General features: G+C 68.3%; 14 protein-coding genes. 4 read left to right on the top strand and 10 right to left on the bottom strand.

Features of this window, described 5'->3' with window-relative positions; genetic code table 11:
* Window positions 1-293 precede the first annotated feature (293 nt).
* The 6 genes from BHS09_RS32385 to BHS09_RS32360 form a co-directional block, all read right to left on the bottom strand.
* On the bottom strand, window positions 294-1,427 hold the full coding sequence (locus BHS09_RS32385) for an alpha/beta hydrolase (protein WP_237079954.1): 1,134 nt from the start codon (window positions 1,425-1,427) through the stop codon (window positions 294-296).
* Between the two features lie 230 nt (window positions 1,428-1,657).
* Entirely contained in the window at window positions 1,658-2,143 is a 486-nt protein-coding gene (locus BHS09_RS32380; RefSeq protein ID WP_328285478.1) for an SRPBCC family protein, read from the bottom strand.
* Between the two features lie 4 nt (window positions 2,144-2,147).
* Window positions 2,148-2,501, bottom strand: a complete 354-nt coding sequence (locus tag BHS09_RS32375) for an ArsR/SmtB family transcription factor (RefSeq protein ID WP_011556213.1) — start codon at window positions 2,499-2,501, stop codon at window positions 2,148-2,150.
* Window positions 2,502-2,611: 110 nt separating this feature from the next.
* The gene (locus BHS09_RS32370; protein ID WP_140795245.1) at window positions 2,612-3,364 is read right to left on the bottom strand and encodes an SDR family NAD(P)-dependent oxidoreductase; all 753 of its coding nucleotides are present in this window, start codon (window positions 3,362-3,364) and stop codon (window positions 2,612-2,614) included.
* A gap of 345 nt (window positions 3,365-3,709) precedes the next feature.
* Window positions 3,710-5,617: a polysaccharide deacetylase family protein gene (locus tag BHS09_RS32365; RefSeq protein WP_237079953.1), complete on the bottom strand. Its 1,908-nt coding sequence runs from the start codon at window positions 5,615-5,617 to the stop codon at window positions 3,710-3,712.
* A 353-nt stretch (window positions 5,618-5,970) separates the two neighbouring features.
* Window positions 5,971-6,210: an SMI1/KNR4 family protein gene (locus tag BHS09_RS32360; RefSeq protein ID WP_140799943.1), complete on the bottom strand. Its 240-nt coding sequence runs from the start codon at window positions 6,208-6,210 to the stop codon at window positions 5,971-5,973.
* Between the two features lie 223 nt (window positions 6,211-6,433).
* Between BHS09_RS32360 and BHS09_RS32355 the strand changes: the two genes are divergently transcribed.
* Window positions 6,434-8,473: an endo-1,3-alpha-glucanase family glycosylhydrolase gene (locus tag BHS09_RS32355; protein WP_140799942.1), complete on the top strand. Its 2,040-nt coding sequence runs from the start codon at window positions 6,434-6,436 to the stop codon at window positions 8,471-8,473.
* A gap of 235 nt (window positions 8,474-8,708) precedes the next feature.
* Here the strand turns inward: BHS09_RS32355 and BHS09_RS32350 are convergent, their stop codons facing one another.
* A complete protein-coding gene (locus BHS09_RS32350; RefSeq protein ID WP_237079952.1) occupies window positions 8,709-9,980 on the bottom strand; it encodes an SBBP repeat-containing protein in 1,272 nt (423 codons plus the stop codon).
* Window positions 9,981-10,540: 560 nt separating this feature from the next.
* Between BHS09_RS32350 and BHS09_RS32345 the strand changes: the two genes are divergently transcribed.
* Window positions 10,541-11,239, top strand: a complete 699-nt coding sequence (locus BHS09_RS32345) for a hypothetical protein (RefSeq protein WP_140795242.1) — start codon at window positions 10,541-10,543, stop codon at window positions 11,237-11,239.
* Between the two features lie 3 nt (window positions 11,240-11,242).
* A complete protein-coding gene (locus BHS09_RS32340; protein ID WP_140799941.1) occupies window positions 11,243-15,310 on the top strand; it encodes an NHL domain-containing protein in 4,068 nt (1,355 codons plus the stop codon).
* On the opposite strand, the gene BHS09_RS32335 is transcribed toward BHS09_RS32340, so the two are convergent.
* Both BHS09_RS32335 and BHS09_RS32330 read right to left on the bottom strand, forming a co-directional pair.
* Window positions 15,260-15,820: a peptidoglycan-binding domain-containing protein gene (locus tag BHS09_RS32335; RefSeq protein ID WP_161605190.1), complete on the bottom strand. Its 561-nt coding sequence runs from the start codon at window positions 15,818-15,820 to the stop codon at window positions 15,260-15,262. The two genes, BHS09_RS32340 and BHS09_RS32335, sit on opposite strands and share 51 nt — an antisense overlap.
* A 59-nt stretch (window positions 15,821-15,879) precedes the next feature.
* The gene (locus tag BHS09_RS32330; protein WP_140795239.1) at window positions 15,880-16,233 is read right to left on the bottom strand and encodes a hypothetical protein; all 354 of its coding nucleotides are present in this window, start codon (window positions 16,231-16,233) and stop codon (window positions 15,880-15,882) included.
* Between the two features lie 603 nt (window positions 16,234-16,836).
* On the opposite strand from BHS09_RS32330, the gene BHS09_RS32325 reads away from it, so the two are divergent.
* Window positions 16,837-18,597 (top strand): RCC1 domain-containing protein, encoded by a 1,761-nt coding sequence (locus tag BHS09_RS32325; protein WP_237079951.1) that lies wholly within the window; start codon window positions 16,837-16,839, stop codon window positions 18,595-18,597.
* A 151-nt stretch (window positions 18,598-18,748) separates the two neighbouring features.
* Here BHS09_RS32325 and BHS09_RS32320 read toward each other — a convergent pair whose 3' ends face one another.
* The gene (locus BHS09_RS32320) at window positions 18,749-20,380 is read right to left on the bottom strand and encodes an invertase recombinase-like protein (protein ID WP_261344753.1); all 1,632 of its coding nucleotides are present in this window, start codon (window positions 20,378-20,380) and stop codon (window positions 18,749-18,751) included.
* Window positions 20,381-20,423 lie beyond the last annotated feature (43 nt).

Below are 20,423 nucleotides of genomic sequence, written 5' to 3'. Positions count from 1 at the left end.
GGCATCCTCGCCCATTCATGAGCTCAGTCACTGCACGCGGCACGGCTCGAAGGTATGTGGGAGGGAACAACAACGTGAGCGGGGAAGAGTCTCCCTCCTGTTCGCCGTCCGCCAGGGCCCCGGGCGATACGCGCAACGCGTCGAATGACCATCAGGCGGCCTGCGCCTCCGGCGCTCCGTCGCAGGGCCCTGACGCCGCCTATGTGTACACATTGGACGAGACGCAGGACTCTCGTGACGCATGGCCCGAAGAATGGGGGAATGCTCTCTGCCTACAGCGCGAGGGGGCGCCCTCAATTGACGGGCGCGTGCTGCTGGAGGAACCGCCCCACCAGCGCCCGGGCGAGCTGACGGCCGAAGCCGCCATCCCAGATGTCGAAGCCGTGCTCCGCGTACGGCAGCGTGAAGAGGGCATGGGAAACGCCAGCCTGGGCCAGTCGAGCGGCCATCGCTTGCGAAGCGTCGAGCGGCACGATGCTGTCGGCCCCGCCATGGAGCAGGAGTGTGGGAGGGGAACGTGGCCCGACGTGGTTGATGGGGGAGAGCAACTCGTACAGCTCGCGGTGGCCTTCCAGCGGCACACCCGTGAAGCCCTTGAGCGGAGCAGGGGCGCTCGCGGCGTAGGCCACCAGGTCGCTGGGCGCGTAGAAGCTGATGATGGCCGCCACCGAAGTGTCCCCGGGGGCGCAGGAGGACGGAAGGCGAGCATCTCCCTCGGTGTACCCCGCGAGGGTCGCGAGGTGCCCGCCTGCGGACTCTCCGAAGAGGACGAGCCGGTCCGGGTCGATACCGTAGGTGGCCGCGTGGTCCTTGACCCAGCGGATGCCACACTTGACGTCCCCTGGGGCCTTCAGGCCGGTGGCAGGAGGAAAGAGCCGGTAGTCGAAGGAGATGAGCGCATAGCCCCGCGTGGTGAGGAAGTCGGCCCAGGCGCGGGCATAGCCGCGCTCTCCGCCACGCCAGCCGCCTCCGTGAAAGTAGAGCACGGCGGGGCGGGCCCTGGAGGCGGAGGCATCGGGAAGGAAGACGTCGGCGTGCAGGTCGTGCCCCTCGACCACGGCGAAACGAACGGTGTGGCTCGGGAGGGGGCGGGAGCCGACAAGGGGACGGAGATACTCACGGAGGCTGAGTGGAATGTCGGACGCCCTGGCCATCCGCCACGCGGAGGCGGCGGGCCACGCCGCGAGGATGCCGACGAGCAGTGCGGATGCCGCCGTCGCCCAGCGCAGCCACCTCCATACGTCCACGTGGGAAATCCAGACGGCCACCAGCGCGGTGAGGAGCGCCGGCAACAGCATCACCAGGCTGTATTCCCGCACGATGCCCTTGAGCAGGTGGACGAGCGTGGGCACTCCAGCGGGAGCGAAGAAGACGGCCGCGAGCACCACGCAGCCTACGATGTGCAGTATCGCCAGGAGGGTCGGCATGGAGGGGAGAGAGCAGGGCGGTGACGTCATCCGGCAAGAGGGGCAGACCGTCGCATCGTAGTGCCTGATGCCGGCGTCTGGTGCGACGCGGCTGTAGGCGCGAGGGGGCGCACCGCGAGTTCGGTACTGCCAACTCTCACCCCTGAGCTGCCCGATTTGTCGGGGGCAACTCCAAGTGACATGCCCCCGCTGCAACGCGAAGCGCGCACGGATGACGGCGGCGCACCGGCTCAGTCGAGGCCCGGCGACGACACGAGCGCGTCGAGCTGCCCCATCGTTTCGCGCAAGCCGTGCTCCATGCCGGACGCGAGGACGGCCTCCCGTACTTCCTTTGACGGATACAGTTCTCGCGAGACCATGTGTGTCTTTCCGTCGCGCTCGTCAAAGGTGACGGTGATGGTGACCGAACCCGCGTCCGCCATCGGTTCGAAGACCTGCGTGTACACGAGCCGCGAGGGCGGAGTTATTTCTGCGTACTGGCCGGAGAAGGCCACCTCACCGCCGTCCGGATTGCGCAGCACGTAGCGGTAGCCGCCGCCAACGCGCACGTCCGCCTCGCAGCTCGCCATGGTGACGCCGAGGGCCTTTGGCGCCCACCAGCGCTTCACCAGGTCCGCGCGAGTCCACGCGTCGAACACGATGCGCGCGGGCGCATTGAACTTGCGAGAAATGACGATGGTGCGGTCCGACTCCAACTCCACTGACGTAAGGCTCATCACTTCATCCCTTCTTCTTTCGAGCATGTCGCTGCGCTGCTTCCATGTCCTGCGTCTTGAGTTCTTCGATGAGCGAGTCGAGCTGTCCCAGTCGCTCGTCCCAGATGTCGCGGTAGCGCTCCAGCCACGCGTTCAGCTCGCGCAGCGGCTCGGGCCGCAGGCCGTAGAGGCGCTGCTGGGCGCGCGCCTCCACGTCCACCAACCGGGCCTCCTTCAGCACGCGCAGGTGCTTCGACACTTGCGGCTGGTTCAGGTTCAGCGCTTCTCCGATGGCACCCACCGAGCGAGCGCCCCCCAGCAGGTATTCCACGATGCGAAAGCGGTTCGGGTCGGCGAGCGCCGTGAAGGTCTCAATCACGAGGACGTATATTCCTCGTGAGGCATATTCTCGTCAAGGAATATTGCGGGGGCAGGCCGAGTCGAGAGGTCGAACCGCGGGCCGTGAGCTCCGGAGGAACGGCTGCGTGCTCAGAGCGTGTAGCCGCCGTCGCTCAGCAAGGTCGTGCCTGTCATCAGCGCGCAGTCATCCGACAGCAGGAAGCCAATCTGGCGCGCGACCTCCTCCGGCCTGGCATAGCGGCCCAGAGGCGTCGCCAGGGCGGCGAGCTCGGCGAACGCCGCATCGCGCCCGACCTGCGCCACCCGGTCCGCGAACATGGGGACGGCATCCCATACCGGTGTCTCGACGCCCGCGGGCGCGATGGCGTTGACACGGATTCGGTCGGCCGCGCCTTCCTTCGCCGCCACCTTCACCAGGTGAATCAACGCCGCCTTCGACGCGCCATACGCCGCGACGCCAGGCTCGGGCTTCACGCCCGCCGCGGACGCCGTCGCGACGATGGAGCCACCACGCCCCCGCATCGCACGCATCGCGGCGCGCAGCGTCAGGAACGCACCGTCCAGATTGATTGACAGGATGCGCCGCCATTCGTCGAAGCCATGGTCGACGATGGTCGCTGCCCCCGCGACACCCGCGTTGACCACGGCATGGTCAAGCCCCACCAGCCTTGACGCCAGCGCCTCCCAGAATGCCTCGTCGCGCACATCCCCCACGGCCCGGTCGACCGCGCATGGAAGCGTCACCGCCTCCAATGCCTCCTGCGCGAGGTCGACCAGAATCAGCCGTGTGGCACCTTCCGCTGCCAGATGTCGCGCCACCGCCAGCCCGATGCCAGAAGCAGCCCCAGTCACGAGCGCGGTTCGATGCGTGAATGTCCCCATCGCCTCTTCTAGCCGCGCTTTTCGAGCGAAGTCGAGCGAGGCTGACCTGCCCGGTTGCGGCGGATTCCGAGCCGGCGCCGACGATGGCGTGGGCGTCGAGCGCAGGCGTTGAAAGGGCCGCCACGCGGCTCCGACTTGCCGGGCGGCGAAGCGTCCTTATGGAACGCTCTCAGTCAACGGTCGCGCGCACGAGCACAGCGCTGTGGACCGGCCGAAAGTCATCAAAGGCGGAGCGCGGCGCCGGTGGAGGGGGCCGCGCTCCCATGGAGCACACTTTGATGGAGCGGCCCCGAAGCGTCGGGGCTCGCTTCTTCATCAGCGCCTGGCTCGCCGCTGCTTCAGGCGTCACTCTTTCCGCTGCCACCTCGCCGGGTGTCGAGGCCGATGTGGACAGCATCCAGGCCCCAGGGATGAGCACGGGTGCGGGGCGCGCTGTTCGCCTTGCATTGGCAGTGCTCCCAATCTCCTCCTGGCTCGCGAACGCGAGAGGGCGAAGAGTCCACCGGCCACCGCGAGAAACAACTGCCCCGTACCCGCGCCCTCACATCCCCCACAACCACCGCTCTCGCCATTCACCTGCCCGTCACCAAGGACCTCCTCGGGAGGCTGCCCCCCTGGCGGCTGTCCCTCGGGTGGCGTCTCCTCGACGTCCGGCTGCGGGCCCCCGGCCAGGATGCGGAAGGGCGCGCTCATGCCCGACACCGTCCCATCCTCGGTGCTGGCGACGCGCAGCAGCGCCTCCTGGCTCGGTGCGTCGGGCACGCGCCAGATGAGGTGCCCCGTGTTCTCCACCGACGTGGCTACCGGCACCCAGCCGGCGCTCGCCTCCGTGGAGTACGCCACGTCCAGCGTCCGCACCTCGCCGAGCGTGGACCACCTCACCTCCACCTTCTGGCCCACGACGAAGTCCTCTCCGCCGGTCGGTGCGTCCAGCACTAGGCGCGCCGCGGGCGCCGTCGCTTCCGCCAGCCCGAAGTCGTCCACCAGCGCCCATCCCACCCCTTCCAGGGCGACGCCCACGCTCAGTTCGAACGCGTCGGCCGGCAGCGCGATGGGCAGCTCCCACGACGCCTCCGTCCAGGTCTCCGCGGGTGGCAGGCTCGGGCCGCGGTTCCACACCCTCCACGTCCCATCCGCCCCCTTCACGGCCGCCTCCAGATGCAGCGGCGTGCTGGCTCGGTACCAGAGGCTCACCCGCGAACCGCTCCCTGGCGTCACGGCCGGTGCACAGGTGCCGTCGTCGCGCAGCACCTGGAGCGAGGCGACGCCCCCGGACGCTTCCACGCGCTCGAGCCGGTAGGACCAGGCGCCGCTGTGCGCCTCGGCCGAGCGCTCGGCGCGCACGGCGCCACCGTGGGCGGGGCCCAGCTGCCAGCAGTCGGGCACGCCGTCGACGTTCGCGTCGTCCTCGAGCGAGGGATTCTTCAGCGTGGCCGTGGGCGACTGGGGCAAGGGGTGCACCGCGGGCCGCGCCGCACCGCCCAGGACGTCCTGCATTGTGCGCACCTCTGTCCCCATCGGTGCCCGCTGCGAGAGCCAGCCCATGAACTCCCGGAGGACGTCGGGCTTCACGCAATAGGTGTGCTTGGTGCAGTCCGGCTCCACGAAGTGGAAGACGACGACCACCCAGCCGCCCCCCGCGGCCTCCGTCGTGGTGACCCACGACTGCAACTGCTCCAGCCCGTCGTCGCGCGTCACCGTCGCGGGCGTGCGGATTTCGTAGGGATCGAGCGGAGGGATTGTCTCGGCCGTGGGGCAGGAACTACAGGTATCCACCAGGCCCCGCACGTCGCGCGCGGCGTTGTATCCGCACGCCGCTGCCGTCTGGTTCACCACCGCATCGTTCGAGCCGAAGGGGAAGGCGAGGGCGGTGGGCGAGAAGCCCCAGCTGAGCAGCCGCAGGCGGTCCTCGCAAATCTCCTGTCGTTGGTTCTTGGGCGTCATCACCGCCAGCTCCGAGTGTTGCAGCGTGTGTCCCCCGATGTCGTGTCCGGCCGCGGCCAGGCGGCGCAGGTCATCGACGTTCAAGTATCCCGTCTGGCCGACCCGCCCGCTGATGATGAAGAAGGTCGCCTTCAGCCCCGAAGCCGAAAGCATATCCAGCACCTGGCGCTGCTCCTCGAGTCCGTCGTCGAAGGCCAGCGTGACGACCGTCCGCGCCCCTGGCGTCCCGGCCCACGCCCCTCCGCCCCACACTCCCAGCACCATTGCGAGGAGGCAGGTGCCCGCCCGCGCGTTGAGCCTTGCTCGCATGTTCCCCCCTGTCTCAGGCCACGACGCTCCTCTTCGCGATGGGCCCCCCTGCGCCCCGTCCCCTCACGTTTTGAGGCTGGGCGGACCCAGGCGCAACCGGAGTGCTCCCTCGCGGACGAGGGTGATGGCGACAGCAGCGCTGCCACACACCCTCCCGTCGCAGCTGGAGGCAGGCTGGGGGAGACGGGCACGGGCCCTGCAGTGGGAGGGCAGGGCTGGCAGGGGGGAGCACGCAGGGGGCGGGGTCGCCTCCGGCGAGCATTGGAGGAATGGGAGCGCTGGTGGGGGGGGCGGCAGTGGCGTGGGCTTGGTCGGCGGACTGGTCTGGCGCAAACGCGTCCGTGCCGCCGCCGCTACTCGGTCGCCCACCGACGCGCGGGGTCTTCGAACCACGCCTCGAACACGGCGTCTTCGCTGCCCGGTCGGCGCAGGTTGAATGCACCGTGCTTTTGCAGGAGCGCACGAAAACCAGGCGGATACTTGTGATTGAGCCGCTCCTCGGCGGCGGCAATCTCCGACTCCGTGAGGCTTTCTGGGCCTGACACGAGGCGCTGTTCGAGCGTTGGCATGCGCCGCATGGTGAATGAGCGCATCGCACGCCGCCAACGCCGCGAGCACGCTCAGTCGCGTCTGCGTGTAGGAGAGGGAAGTCGTCGAATTGCTCTCAAGGTAATCGCAGTCGCTTGAAATTGAGCGTATGCCCCTGGAAACCCACCCTCGTCTTGGCTTTGGGCGAGGGAATCCCGAGGTCCGACGATGCGAAAACCACAGGCGTTTTCCAGGGGGCGACTTGTCGCATGGCTGCTCACACCGCTCTTGTCCGTCTCGTGCGCGGGCGGTCCGGAGGAGACTGCCGCGGAAACCGAGGCTCCCGCCGCGGCCGCCGAAGCCCCCGGTCCTCGGGCGCGGGCCGCGTCCTCGCTGGCGACGGTGCTCGTCGCGGCGGGTGCGCCCTGGCGCTACCAGGACACGGGCGCGGACCTGGGCTCCGCCTGGAGCGCGCCTGGCTACAACGATGCCGCGTGGGCGGAGGGCGCCGCGCCCCTGGGCTACGGGGAGCCGGACCTGGCGACGACCGTGTCCTACGGCTCCAATGCCAATAGCAAGCACATCACCACGTATCTGCGCACGCGCTTCACGGTGGAGGATGCGTCGCGTGTGAGTGAGCTGCTCGTGCGGCTTCAGCGGGATGACGGCGCCATCGTCTACCTGAATGGCGCGGAGGTCTTCCGTAGCAATATGCCCACGGGCGCAGTGGGCTACCGCACCCTGGCGCCTGCCACCATCTCATTGCCCGCGGAGGAGACCACCTGGATGGAGCAGGTGGTTTCCCCGGCGGCGCTCGTCACTGGGACGAACGTACTCGCGGTGGAGGTCCATCAGTCCGCGGCCAACACGTCCGATATGCGCTTCGAACTGGAGCTGAGCGCCACCGCCGCGCCCGACGCGAATCCCATGTCGGCGTGCTACCCGTTCGATATGCCCACCACGTCCGTGCTGCGCGCGGCACGCAAGAAGGTGTTTGGCTTCTACTACCCCATCTATCCCATCTCCCTCGAGAACAAGGACCCGTCGGTGGACTTCTGGTCGAGCTGGCTGGACCCCGAGGGACGGAACGGAGAGTACCGCTCAGTCGGTGGGCTCATGCGCGACCGGCCCCTGCCGCGCCCGCCCTGGACTGGCAACTGGCGCCAGCGTGACTTCGAGACGGAGGTTCGCCGCGCGATTGCCGCCGGTCTGGACGGCTTCATCTACGAGCATCCGTACAAGGTCTCGTCGAACGACGCGAACAACCAGCTCAAGACGATGCTCGCGGCGGCGCTCGCGGTGGACCCTGAGTTCCACATCGTCCTCAGTCCGGACTTCCCCGTGAAGGCCGGTGACGTTCCGGACCCGGTGGCGACGGCGGTCGCCGCTGTGGCCAACCATCCGTCCGTCTATCGGCACAACGGCGCCATCGTCCTTGCCAGCTTCGGGGTCAATCGCCAGCCCGTCTCGTACTGGGCCACCCTTCGGAACCAGCTCTCGGCGATGGGCATCGCCACCACCTACTGGCCCTTCCTCGACTACGCCGCCCCCACCACGACCCTCTATTCGGATTGGAACGACATGGTGGCCGGCTACTCGACCTGGGGTTCCCGCCCGGCGAGCTCCGGCGAGACGATGCGACGCTGGAGCGTGGAGGCGCACCGGCGAGGCCGCATGTGGATGTCTCCCGTCGCGTTCGAGGACGTGCGCCACCGGTTCGACGAGGCGAGGGTGAATAGCACGCGTGTCTATTGGGAGGCGCAGAACAGCCTCGCGTTCCGCACGCAGTTCGAGAAGGCCATCGAAGGCGATGCCGACTGGGTGAGCTTGCTGACGATGACGGACTATTGCGAGTCGTGGATGACGGCGTCCCAGGAGCGCGGCTACGTCATCATGGATTGGATTGCGTACTACACCGCCTGGTTCAAGACGGGACAGCGCCCCACCATCCTCCGCGACACGCTCTATTACACGCACCGCCGGCACCGCACGGACGCGCCGTTCGACGCCACGAAGCAGAATGCGCCTCCGATGGCGCTCAAGGGCGGCCCGTCCGGTTGGAATCAGGTGGAGCTGCTCGCCTTCCTCAAGGAGCCGGGCCGGCTCGTCATCACCCAGGGCACCGACGTGCGGACGCTGGACGTGACGAGCGCGGGCGTGACGCCGTTCTCCGTGCCCCTCGTCCCGGGCACCACGCCTGTCTTCGAGCTCCAGCGCAATGGCCAGACGGTGCAGCGGCTGGTGAGCAAGACGCCCATCGTCGCGCAGACCGTGTACCAGGACATGATGTATCACGCGGGCGGCGGCCGGGAGTGCACGCGGCCCTGAGCGTGGACACGAGGGGCCCCGGCGGCCAGGGGCCTCTCGTGACAAGGCGCTCGAGGGCTTCATCACCAGCGGTGTGCGAGCCGTGAAGCGAGGCGAACGCGGGACAGCGCAGGAAGAGATGCCAGTGCATGCCGCGAGGCTGCCGCGCCCTCCGCGTTGGGCTACCGCGAAGGGCGCCGCCGGTGCCCGTTCCGGAGTATCGCGTCGGAACGGGCCGTATGGGATTCCTGTCAAATCAGAAGCGGGCGAGGAAGGCGTCGTAGCCGCCGGCGTTGGTGTTGCCGCCGAGGCTTCCGAAGGTCTGTCCGGCGACGTAGGCGTTGCCGGAGGCGTCCACGGCCACGCCGCGGGCGCTGTCGTGGAACGGGGTGCCCAGGGTGCGGGTACCCAGCTTGGTGCCGAGCGCGTCGTAGCGGGCGAGGAAGGCGTCCAAGGAGCCAGCAGGCGGGTTGCCGTCGAGCGCGGCGGAGGTATAGCCGACGAGCTGCACGATGTTGTTCGCGGTGACGGAGACGCCGAACGCGTAGTCGGTCTGCGCGCCGCCGAGCATGCGGCTCCACTGGCGGTTGCCAGCGCTGTCGTAGCGGGCGAGCAACACGTCAACGGTGCCGTTGTTGGTGTTGCCATCGAGGCTGCCGAACGTCTCGCCAGCGAGGTAGACGCCGCCGTCGGGGCCCACGGCGACGCTCTTGGCATCATCGAGCTCGCCCGCGTCGATTTGCCGGACCCACTGCTGGGTGCCGAGGATGTTGAGCTTGAGCAGGAAGATGTCGGTGCTCACCGGCGTGGTGGTGCCGTCGAGGCTGCCGTAGGTGTTGCCGACGACGTAGACCTCGTGGGTGGGCGTGACGGCGATGCCGCGCGCAATGTCGCTCGCGGAAGTACCGTACTGCTGGAGCCAGTAGGGGTTGCCCGCCGTGTCGTAGAGGGCGACGACGATGTCGTAGTTGCTGGGGTTGCCGCCGTTGGCGAAGCTGCCGCCGGTATAGCCGGTGAAGAAGAGCTTGTCGGGCGCGCTGACGGCGAGGCCGGTGGCGAAGTCGTCCATTTGCGTGCCGTTCTGGCGCAGCCACAGGCGGTTGCCGGCGGCATCGTACTTGGCGATGAAGTAATCGATGCCGCCCGCGTTGGTGTAGAAGTCGAGGCTGCCGAAGGTGGTGCCGGCCACGTACACGTTGCCGTCCGCGTCGGCGGCCACGGCGGTGGCGCGGTCCGTCTGCGCGGTGCCGAACTGGCGGACCCACTGGAGGTTGCCGGCGGTGTCGTACCGGGCGATGAAGGCGTCCTGGCCGCCGGCTCGCGGGTCGGCACCGAGCTGGCTGGTCGTCTGGCCTGCCACGTAGACGCTCGTGCCCGAGACGGCCACGGCGTTGGCCTGCTCGTCATGGTGGGCGCCGAGCTGGCGCACCCAGGACGGGGGTGGGACCTGTGCCTCGGCGATGGAAGGGGCACCCGAGGCGCAGACGATGCCGGCGAGCCCGAACATGCTCAAGAGGGGGTGTTTCATCACGAACTCCATTTCTCAGTGGGGGAACCGAGCCGTGGCGCCGGGAGGACGCCTGTCGTCCGCTCCGGGGGCAGAAGTCTGTTGCCACGGCACCCTTGCAAGACCACGAGATTCGGGCGCGCGGAAGATGGGTAACGAAAGACACGCAAGAGACAATGTCTGACCCGGGGCTGAGGTGTCTCGGACCCCGATGCAAATGATGCACTGTGGCAGCTTCAGCGCCGATGCGGCTGTGACACGTGTGTTTCACCCAGGACGTGCTACAGGCGAGGAAGCGGTGGACCTCGGCGGCGAGCAGGCAGGGCTGCCGAAAAGGAGCGCAGCCGATGGCTGGCTGCCCGAGGCAGAGCCACTCCCCCCGTCACCTGCAGCCGGTCAGTCGCTGGATGCGGCTCATCCACTTGTTCAGATAGCGCGTTCAGCCGCGCAGCACAGCTTTGCCCAAGGAATTTCTGCGGCAGTGCTTGTTACCCGCCAGCGGGCGCGAGACAATCTCCGACAGCCGGGCGTCCATCACGCGCGAGGGGGCCCAGGCGCCGGCGGCCTGCGGAAGAGCTGCCATGTACATTCCTTGCAGGGACCCTTTCGGCCACCGGGACGACTTTGACGCCTGTCTGCACTGTGGCGTCAATATCTGCACCGTCTGCAATGCCGAGGGCGAGTGCGGTGAAGGGTGTGCCGAGGCGTTGGAGATGGACCTGGGCGCCGACCACCCGCACGAGGTCCAGGTCTTCGAGGTGAACAACCACGGGGATCTCGACGCGCTGGTGGTCTACGACGAGTACCTGTACGGGTACATTCGCGACATCGAACGAGAGGACTCGAAGGGAGTTCCCTACTTCCATGTCATCTTCGAGTGCATCGACCAGCAGTGGTTCGGCCAGCTCCATGACGATCTCCGCGACATGCCGCGCTGGAACACGGCGGGGCAGGACAGCAAGTTCTGCATCGTGGACCTGACCGTTTCGGCCAACGTGCTGAGGGATATTGTCACCGCGATCGACGGCGACGCGCCCTACTTCTTTCCAGGCAACTGGGTGGAGATGGTGGTCAACCGCAACGATGACCCTCGCGACAATCGCCCCCTGGCGGCAGTCGACATCCATTTCGTGCCCCAAGGCGCCACCAACCCGGCCCTGGCTGGGTTGTCCGGCGTAATCGACTCCCGGTGGTTCATGCGCGGCATCGCCCGGGTTCCAGACACGCCCTGGGCGCTGCGGAAGCTGATGCGCTTGAGCCGAATCTGGCAGGAGGGCTGAACCGTGCCGATCATCAATCTCAATCAAGGGACCGCTGACGCCCTGCTCCAGAACTGGTTCCCCGTCGGGGCGGCAAGCAGGCCGCGCTTCGTGGTGGTCGTCGACGTGGGGCAGGGCAACTGCAACGTCGTCTTCAACGACAACTGGCGCCCGTTCATCTACTACGACCTGGGGGGCGGGATGAGCGGCAGTCAGTTCACCTATCCCCACCCAGCGCCCACGTACTGCATCGACGTCGCCTACTCTCGCGTGATCCAGTCGCACTGGGACGAGGACCACTACCGCGCGATGCTCCAGCTGTCGAACGCGCATGCCATCAACAACATTCACATCCTGGCACCAGCGCAAGATCGGTCGAACATCGCCTGGCGCGCCTCGATCCAGAAGAGCATGAGCGCGGAGGCGCTGGAGCAGACGCTCGATGGCGACGGGTGCACCCTCCACAAGTGGCCCGACGAGGACTGGCACAATGCCCCGGTCATGCGCAGGTCCACGCATTCGCACTTCCGCGTCATCAAGTGCTCGGGCAACGACACGAACAACTCGGGGCTCGCGTTGCGGCTCGAGAACCCCGGGGTGGCTGGGGAGTACATGCTGCTCACGGGGGATGCGACGTTCGAGCAATTACCCCACATGGCCAATCAGCAGGTCTTCCGCCACGGGGTGGACCAGCGGTGCGTGGGACTCGTCGCGGGACACCACGGTTCGCCCGTGGGCCACACCCCGTACGTTCCGCGCCCCAATCGCGCGGCGGAGTACCTGATTGTCTATTCGTTCGGTTGGGGCAATGCGTTCGGCCACCCGAACATCGGCGATGGCGTGACGGCGTATGAGAGCCGCGAGTGGGACGACGACCACCGGATGGACACCGGGGGGGCGGAGTTCGCCGCGAAGTACGCGGGGCCGCGGGGCAACGTGGGCCTCCTGTGGCCGGGCGCGGCCCGTGGGCCGTGCTACGCGGACGCCGCCAATACTCCGGAGGAGATCAACGGCGCGGCGGTGTCGCTCCTCGCCACGGCCGCGGCGGAGATTGATGTCTACCAGAACGTGCTGGGCACGCGGGCCCAGGTCGCGGTAGGCGCGGCATACCAGGCGGCGATCGAAAGCAAGATTCCGCTCGTGGCCAACGCCATGCTTGTCCCCGCGGTCCAGGTCCCTCCGCGCACGCTCGCGCAGCGGGCGGCCGACATGGCGGGATTGGCGGCCACGCATGCCTCGCTCGCTGGGGCCCTGGGGACCGTTGTGGCGACGGCGGCCGTCGCGTCGCACGTCAATGCCCAGGCCCTGGCCGCCGCGATCGTCGATTGCGTGATGCTCGCCGCCGCGAAGTGCGCCCAGGAGGTCACGAACTTCGTCGAAATCGTGATCGCAGACCTGCTGAGCGACCCGTTGAACGTTCCGACGCTGCCGAGCCAGGCGAAAGAGGCGGCAGCGCAGGCGCACGGCTGTGCGGCGCACGCCGACACCATCGAGGTGGTACACGACGCCATCCCCACCGAGTTCGCGACGCGCATCGTCCTCGCAGCCCACGCGCGCAACGGGGCCAACGTGCCGACGGACGCGCAAATCAAGACGGCGGTGACCGCGGCCGTATGCGCCGCGTCCCAGGCGCGAATCGGCCAGCCGGGAGGCAATTTCTCACAAGGGCCGGCGGAAGCAGCCGCTACCGCGGTGGCTGCGATGGCGGCCATCCGTGCGGATGTCCGCGTGGCAATCGCGGCGGCCGCCGCGCTGGCACCCGCGATTCCCATCAATCCACGGGCGTTCGCACCCGCGATGCTCATCGACAACGTGAACGCCAAGCTCCTGCCTCGAATCGCCGCCGTGGCCGCCATTTGTGGCACGCCCAGCCTGACGCTGGCGGAGGTCGCGCGCGCCGCCGTGGCTTCCGCCCGCGTCGCGTTCGCCGGCGCTTGCGGCGCCCCGCAGGTCGGGTGCCATCGACACCCGCGCGTCTGTCCGAACGGGCCTTGCTCGCTCTCCATCCACAACTTCTTCGGCATGTTCCCGGCGTCCGTTTCGACGTTCGCGGGCACGGGTGTGAACGGCAACGTGGGCGACGCGGGACAGGCGGCCGCCGCGCAGTTCAACACGCCAACGCACCTGGAGTACGACGCGGATTGGAACGTGTACGTCTCGGACCCCGGGCATCACCGTGTGCGCGTCATCGACGCTTCGGGGGACATCCGCGCGCTCGCTGGAGACGGCAACCAGGGGTACGCGGGCGACTCGAACGCGCTGGCTACGAACGCCCGGCTCCGCACGCCGGCGGGCCTCGCGATGGACGCATCACGCAACCGCCTCTTCATCGCGGATTCGGTGTCGCACCGGGTCCGCGAGGTCAACCTGTCCACGGGAATCATCACCACCATCGCGGGGACTGGAGCCCCGGGTTTCGGGGGCGACAGGGGGCTCGCCACCGCGGCCCTGCTCAACGCCCCCAGCGGCCTGGCGCTCGCGGTGGCAGACAACCTGCTTTACATCGCGGATACAGGCAACAACCGCATCCGCTGCGTGAACCTGACGACGGGGAAGATCCGAACTTTCGCGGGCACAGGTGTCGCGGGCCACGCGGGCGACGACGGCCCTCCTGCCGCCGCGACACTGAACGCGCCGACCGCGGTGGCGGTGGACGCGGGCGGCGGGCTCTACATCGCGGATACAGGCAACCACTGCGTGCGCCTGGTCTCGGCGGGACTCATCACGGCCTTCGCTGGCGATGGGACGCAAGGATTCTGGGGGGACGGCGCGGATGCGGACTCAGCCCATCTCAACGCGCCTGGTGGCGTGGCGGTCGACTCCACGGGCAACGTGTACATCGCCGACCGGGGCAACCGCCGCGTGCGAAAAGTGAACGAGGCGGACGGTACGATCAGCACGTTCGCGGGTACGGGCGCCAATGGTAACGGGGGCGACGGCGGGCTCGCGACCGCGGCGACGTTCAACACCGTCTGTGGCGTCGCGGTCGACTCCACGGACGATGTCTACATCGTCGACCGAGGGCACCACCGGGTTCGCAAGGTCACGGTGGCGGATGGCACCATCGACGAGTTCGCGGGGAACGGCACGCAAGGGTTCGATGGCGACGACTTTGATGCCAGAGGAGCCGAACTCGACACCCCGCTGGCGGTTGCCTGTGGGCGTGAGGATGTCTTCATCGCGGACTCCGTCAATCACCGTGTCCGGAGGGTGGACGGCGCGGTCGACATCTACACGTGCGCGGGTGACGGCAACAACGGTCACGCGGGCGACGCGAATCATCCCGCTGCGGCGGCGCGGTTGGACACTCCGGGCGGGCTGTCTTACGACCGCGACAACCATGCTCTCTACGTGGCGGACAGTGGGAATCACCGCGTGCGCCGCGTCGACCTCAGGTCCCGCAACATCTCGCTCGTCGCGGGCAATGGGACCCAGGGGTTCGGCGGGGACAACGGTGACGCCCTGCTCGCGCAACTCGACACCCCCACCGACGTCGCCTATGACTTCAAGGGCGACGTGCTGTACATCTGCGACCAAGGCAACAACTGCATCCGCGCGCTCTCAATCGCTACCGGGGCAATCACTACCTTCGCGGGTGACGGCAACGCGGCGTTCGCGGGCGATGGTGGGGCGCCCGCCGCGGCATCGCTCCACACACCAGTCGCTGTCACAGTCGACAACTCGCGCAACGTCTACGTGGCGACCGTCGGCGACCACCGTGTCCGCATGATTGAGTATGACGACACCACGGACACCTTCACGATGAACACGCTGGCGGGCACGGGCGTGCAGGGCCACACGGGGGATGGTGCCGCGGCGAATGCGGCGCAGATCGACACCCCGCAGGGGCTCGCCGTGGATGGCGCGGGCGTGGTCTACATCGCATGCACGCCGCAAGCGCGTGTGCGCAAGGTCGAGGAAGGAATCATCACCACGCTGGTGGGGACGGGCGCAGCCGGTTTCGCGGGTGACGGCGGTCTGCCGGGGGCGGCTCAGATGAATGGGCCTCGTGGCCTGGCGGTTGACCAGGCCGGGCGCAGCCTATTTATCGCGGACACCGGGAACCGGCGGATTCGCCGTGCGATCCTTTGAACGCTTGAATCGTTTGCCTGGTTTCGGACGCCAGACGCCCTCGAGTGAGGGCGCCTCCTGGCGCGACCGGTAGACCGCGTCGATGCGCGACCGGGTACCGTCGTCAAGCTCGCCACTTGGCTCAATGCCAAAGTCCGCTTGGAAGGCCATGAGGGCCTGTCGCGTTTCGGCGCCCGCGTCGCCGTCTACAGGGCCCTGTTCGAACCCGAGGTTGCTCAATCGTGCCTGTACGCCTTGGGCGGTGGATGGGGGCTTGAGCTTGCCCAACTCGAGGTTCCACGTACGCGGCGGGAGCCCTTCGGCGAGCCACACCTTGAGGACCGCCTTGCGTGCCTCCTTGGGGACCAACTGGTCGACCATGCCACGGTCGCCCGTGTTTCCGTCGATGGATGCCGAGCCGATGGTCAGCCGGTACTTCTTGTGGGTGTACACGCCAAAGTCGTGATTCCGCACCACCAGGCGGATTCGCACCTTTTGTTGGAGAGGGCAGGGCTCCACCGCCGAGTCCACGGGGCGGTCCGGGAAGGACTGAGTCTCGGCTTGGAGGCGGGCAAAGTTCTCATGAGTGCTCATCGCAGGGCCCCGGCGGTGAGTTCGCAGAGTTGGTCAACGCGTGTGGACGCGGGGACGCCAGAGGCCTTGAGCACGTCGGCGGCCCACGCATAGCGGGGATTGGTGTCGAACCCTGCGCCGAGCGCGAACTGGACGTTGACGAAGCGCGCGAGGTCTCTTTCAGAGGTGACGCCGTAGTTCCGGCCCCGCGCGATGCCGTCCTCTACGAACTTTTGGAGGGCGGACGGCGACATCGCCTCGCACGACTCCGGCCAGTGCTGGCGCACAAGGTCGCAGAGCCGCGACTCGAACCGATGGAGAGAAGCCTCTCCGAAGGTTTCCAACTGCGCCTGGCGGATAACGAGCGTCATGGAAGAGAGGATACCCATGCGCTGCCCGGAGTATCCATAGGCCGGATGGATGCGCCGCCGCGGGGGAGGGCAGGTGCTGCGCGGCCGAGGAGCGCCGCTGCCGGAACCTCTGCCCGTGCGCCAGGTCTGAGGAGGCGCCACATGACTCCCTTTGGACATATCACCCTGCTCATGCCGTGCTTTGCTCCGGGGTGGCGCGGACGCGCGGACAGATACTCTTCTCATCACCGCGAATCTTGCACCCAAGGCCTCATTGGCATGCGCGCGGACTGCCGGCTGCCTGAGGTCAGGCTTGAGACCTCTTCGAGCACTTGCTCCCAGACAACGCATGGAGGGGGCGGTTGATAACGGTTTCATACGGACGCTGATGGGATGGGCGGCGGGAGTGCATCTGCCGGTGTGCATGCGCTTGCTACGTGTGGCGCAGTGTGGACGGACGCGCCCGCCGCCGCGTCTCCGTGCGCCAAAGCGCCTTCGTCCCTCGGAGAAATGAAGTGACGGCTCGCGGCATCCCCCTCTTGCGCACCCTGCGTCACGAGAGATAAGAGGTGGAACGAGTTCTGATTCTGCAAGTCAATCTCAATTTATGTCCCAAGGAGTCCCATGAAGTTCCGTGCCTGCGCCCTGGCGCTTGTGGCCCTGTTCCTTTCCGCCTGCGGGTCGGACGTGGAGAACACGCCCGGCGTTCCCGCTCCCCCTCGCGTGACGGTGACCACCCCGGTGTCCGGCTTCGAGTCGGATGACGCCGTCGTCCGGCTGACCGGCCGGGTGAACGCGCCGGGGACACTGGCCGACCTGACCGCGCGATTGAACGACGGCGAAGCCGTTCCCGTGGATGCCACCGCGGTCAGTGGTGCCTGGACATTCGCCGTGGACCTCACCCTGCGCGAGGGTGACAACACGGTGCACCTGGAGGCGGTGGACCAGTCCGGGGGCAAGGGTTCCCAGGTGACGACGGTGCGCTATGTCCCGGACACCGAGCCGCCCCAGGTGCAGGTGGTGTCTCCGGACGAGGGCCTCGCCATCAGCGTGCGCCGCGTGCGCGTGGAGGCCGTGGCCACGGACAACAAGCGCGTGGCGGGCGTGAGCTACTCGCTCAACGGCGGTGCGGAGCAGTCCCTGGACGCCCCTGCGAACGCCGAGGGCACGCTGGCCTTCGAGGTGACTCCTCGGCCGGGCGCCAACGTCGTGACGCTGAAGGCGCGTGACGCGCGGGGCAACACGGGCGAGTCGACGGTGTCCTTCCACTTCGGCGGCCTGGCCTCCGCGGGCGGCCTGCACAGCGGCACGGTGCGCAATGGCCTTGTCTACACGTGGGGTCGCAACAACCGTGGCCAGCTCGGCCTGGGCGCGGACGTGACGACGGACCAGAAGAACCCGCAGGCGGTCCCGGGCCTGGAGTCGGTGACCTCCATCGCCTTCAACCAGAACTTCGCCATGGCGCTCACCGCTGGCGGCGAGGTGTGGACGTGGGGAGAGAACGGAGACAGCCAGCTCGGCCTGGGCACGCCGCCCGTGGAGGGCGAGACGCGGACGCCGGACGTCACCCCTCGCTACTCCGCCACGCGCGTGCCGGGGCTGACGGGCGCGGTCGCGGTGGGCCCGGGCTTCCGCCACTCGCTGGTGCTGATGGAGGACGGCACGGTGCGCGCCTTCGGCAACAACCAGAACGGTCAGCTGGGCGACAGCACCACCGCGTCGCGGGACTACCCCGTGGTGGTGTCGGGCCTGACGGACGTGGTGAAGGTGATTGGCGGCTCCATGCACTCGGCGGCGCTCAAGCGCGATGGCACCGTGTGGGTGTGGGGGCGCAACGACTACGGCAACCTGGGCACGGGCGTGGTCGACGGTGACAGCCACCCGCTCCCCAACCAGGTGCCGGGCGTGACGGACGTGGTGGACATCGCCAACGGCCGCGACCACATCCTCGCGGTGCACGCGGACGGCACGGTGTCCGCGTGGGGCCTGGACGCCAGCGGCCAGCTCGGGACGGGCGCCCTCACCCCGGGCGGCGAGAGCGCCACGCCGGTGAAGGTGAAGAACGTCACCCAGGCGCGCGCGGTGTTCGCCAACGGTAACTACAGCTTCGCGCGGCTCGCGGACGGTTCGCTGATGGCGTGGGGACAGAACCACAACGGCCAGCTCGCCCTGGGCTCCACGGTGCAGTCGCATCCGGAGCCCACGGCCTCCTCGGCGGAGGTCGCGCCGCTGTCCTCCATGGGCATGGGCGCCACCCACGTCATCGCCGTGCGCGGGGATGGCTCCGTCTTCGCCTGGGGCTGGAACCTCAACGGCTCGCTCGGCCCGGACGGCGTCATCAACAGTTGGTCCTACCCGGCCCCCATCCCGGTGCCGCTGCCCTGAGCCACGGCGCCTGGGCGCATCGCCGCTCCTGATGCGCCTTCCCGGCGTCGTGGCTCATGGCGGCGTCGGGGGCAGGTCGCCCTCTTGAGGGCACCGGGCGGGAGGCGGAGGACCGCGGGCTTGGAAGCCCGCGGTCCTTCGCCGCGGCTCGCTAGTCCTTCGTGCAGACGACGTCGTCGACCTGGAGGTGGTCGCGGTCGGCTTCACTGCGGCTCGGATAGAAGAACAGGCGCCAGTCACGCACGTTGCCCGTGATGCGGAAGAACACCGGCTGCCACTCGTCGCTGTCGACGGTGAGGAAGTCGGTGGCCGGGCTCCAGCCGGCGCTCGAGTAGCTGCGATGCCGGATGGTGCCGTGGCCCCGCACCCGGTACGAGCAGGAGTAGTTGCCGCTGGGGACGTTGAACTTCTCGAGCGTGAAGCGCTCGGCGACCTGGATGGGGACCACGAACTGCAGCGCCGACGAACCGCCATGCACCGCCGCCGTGTAGCGCACGAGTCGCGAGGGCCTGATTTCCGTGCCCGGGTCGGCGACGCCGTTGTCGAGCCCGTACCAGTAGTCCGGGATGAGATGGTTGCCGTGGTAGGGGATGTTGTAGGTGTTCCAGCTCTCGAACCCACCATTGCGGATGATGTTCGCGGGGTGGTCGGCGGACACGCAGCGTCCGGTCGCCGTGTCGCAGGCCGGCAGCTCACCCACGCAGTCGTACGTGGTGAAGCAGGCTCCCGCGGACAGCTCGCACACGCCGCTCGTGGGGTTGCAGCTCGTCGCCGGGTGATTGCACACGACGCCGGCGCAAGGGTCGCCCTCGACGCAGAGGTGGCTGGCCGTATCGCAGACCGGCGTCTCCGGCGTCCCCGCGCAATCCGCGTGGCGGGTGCAGCGGTCGGCGGCGACCACGCACGTGTTCGTCTCGTCGCAGGCTTGCCACTCGCTGCAGTCCTCGGCAGCGTTGCACCGGCCGGCGAGCGGCTCGCAGGTCGCGGTGGCATTCACGCAGCGCTCCCAGGACTCGCAGCTGACATCGTCACACGGCTCGGCGGCCCGCGTGCAGCGCACGTCATCGATGCTCAGGTGCTCGCCGCTGGTGTTGCGGATGCTGAAGATGAGCTCGAAGGTGTCGAAGACGTTGTTGGCGAGGTTGAAGCTGTACGCCACCTGCGTCCACGTCGCGCTGTTGACGGCCGTGTAGGACGAGTAGCTGGAGTAGTCGTCGTCGAAGAAGGCGTTTCGAACGTCGCCAATGCCCCGCGCCTGGAAGGTGCAGGCGTAGCGGCCCGCGGGCATCGACTTCGCTCCGGTGGTGAAGCGCCGGTGCGTCCCCGAAGTGTTGGTCAGGCGGACGGCGTTCACGCCCTCGAAGGCGTTCGTGGTCACCTTCTGCACGCTGTCCGACGTGATGTTCGACTTGCTCCCGAGCCACATCTCCGGAAGCGCACCGGGCCACTCTTCGAAGCCCCAGTTGTCGATGACGCTCCCCCCGGGCTCCACACCCGCGTCAGGCGTCTCACTGCCGGCGTCCGGCGTCTCACTGCCAGCGTCCGGGATTTCCTCGCCCGCGTCCGGCGTCTCACTGCCAGCGTCCGGGATTTCCTCGCCCGCGTCCGGCGTCTCGCCGCCGGCGTCCGGGATTTCCTCGCCCGCGTCCGGCGTCTCGCTGCCGGCGTCCGGCGTTTCCTCACCGGCGTCAGGCGCCTCTTCCCCCGCGTCCGGCGTTTCGCCGCCCGCGTCCGGCGTTTCGCCGCCCGCGTCCGGTCGCGTCTGGCCGGCGTCAGGAGTCACTACGGGATCCGAATCCCCCCCGCAGGCGGCCACGAAGACCAGC

This window comes from Myxococcus xanthus, from assembly GCF_006402735.1.
Taxonomy (GTDB): Bacteria; Myxococcota; Myxococcia; order Myxococcales; family Myxococcaceae; genus Myxococcus; species Myxococcus xanthus_A.
This window is presented reverse-complemented; position numbering and strand designations above follow the sequence as displayed.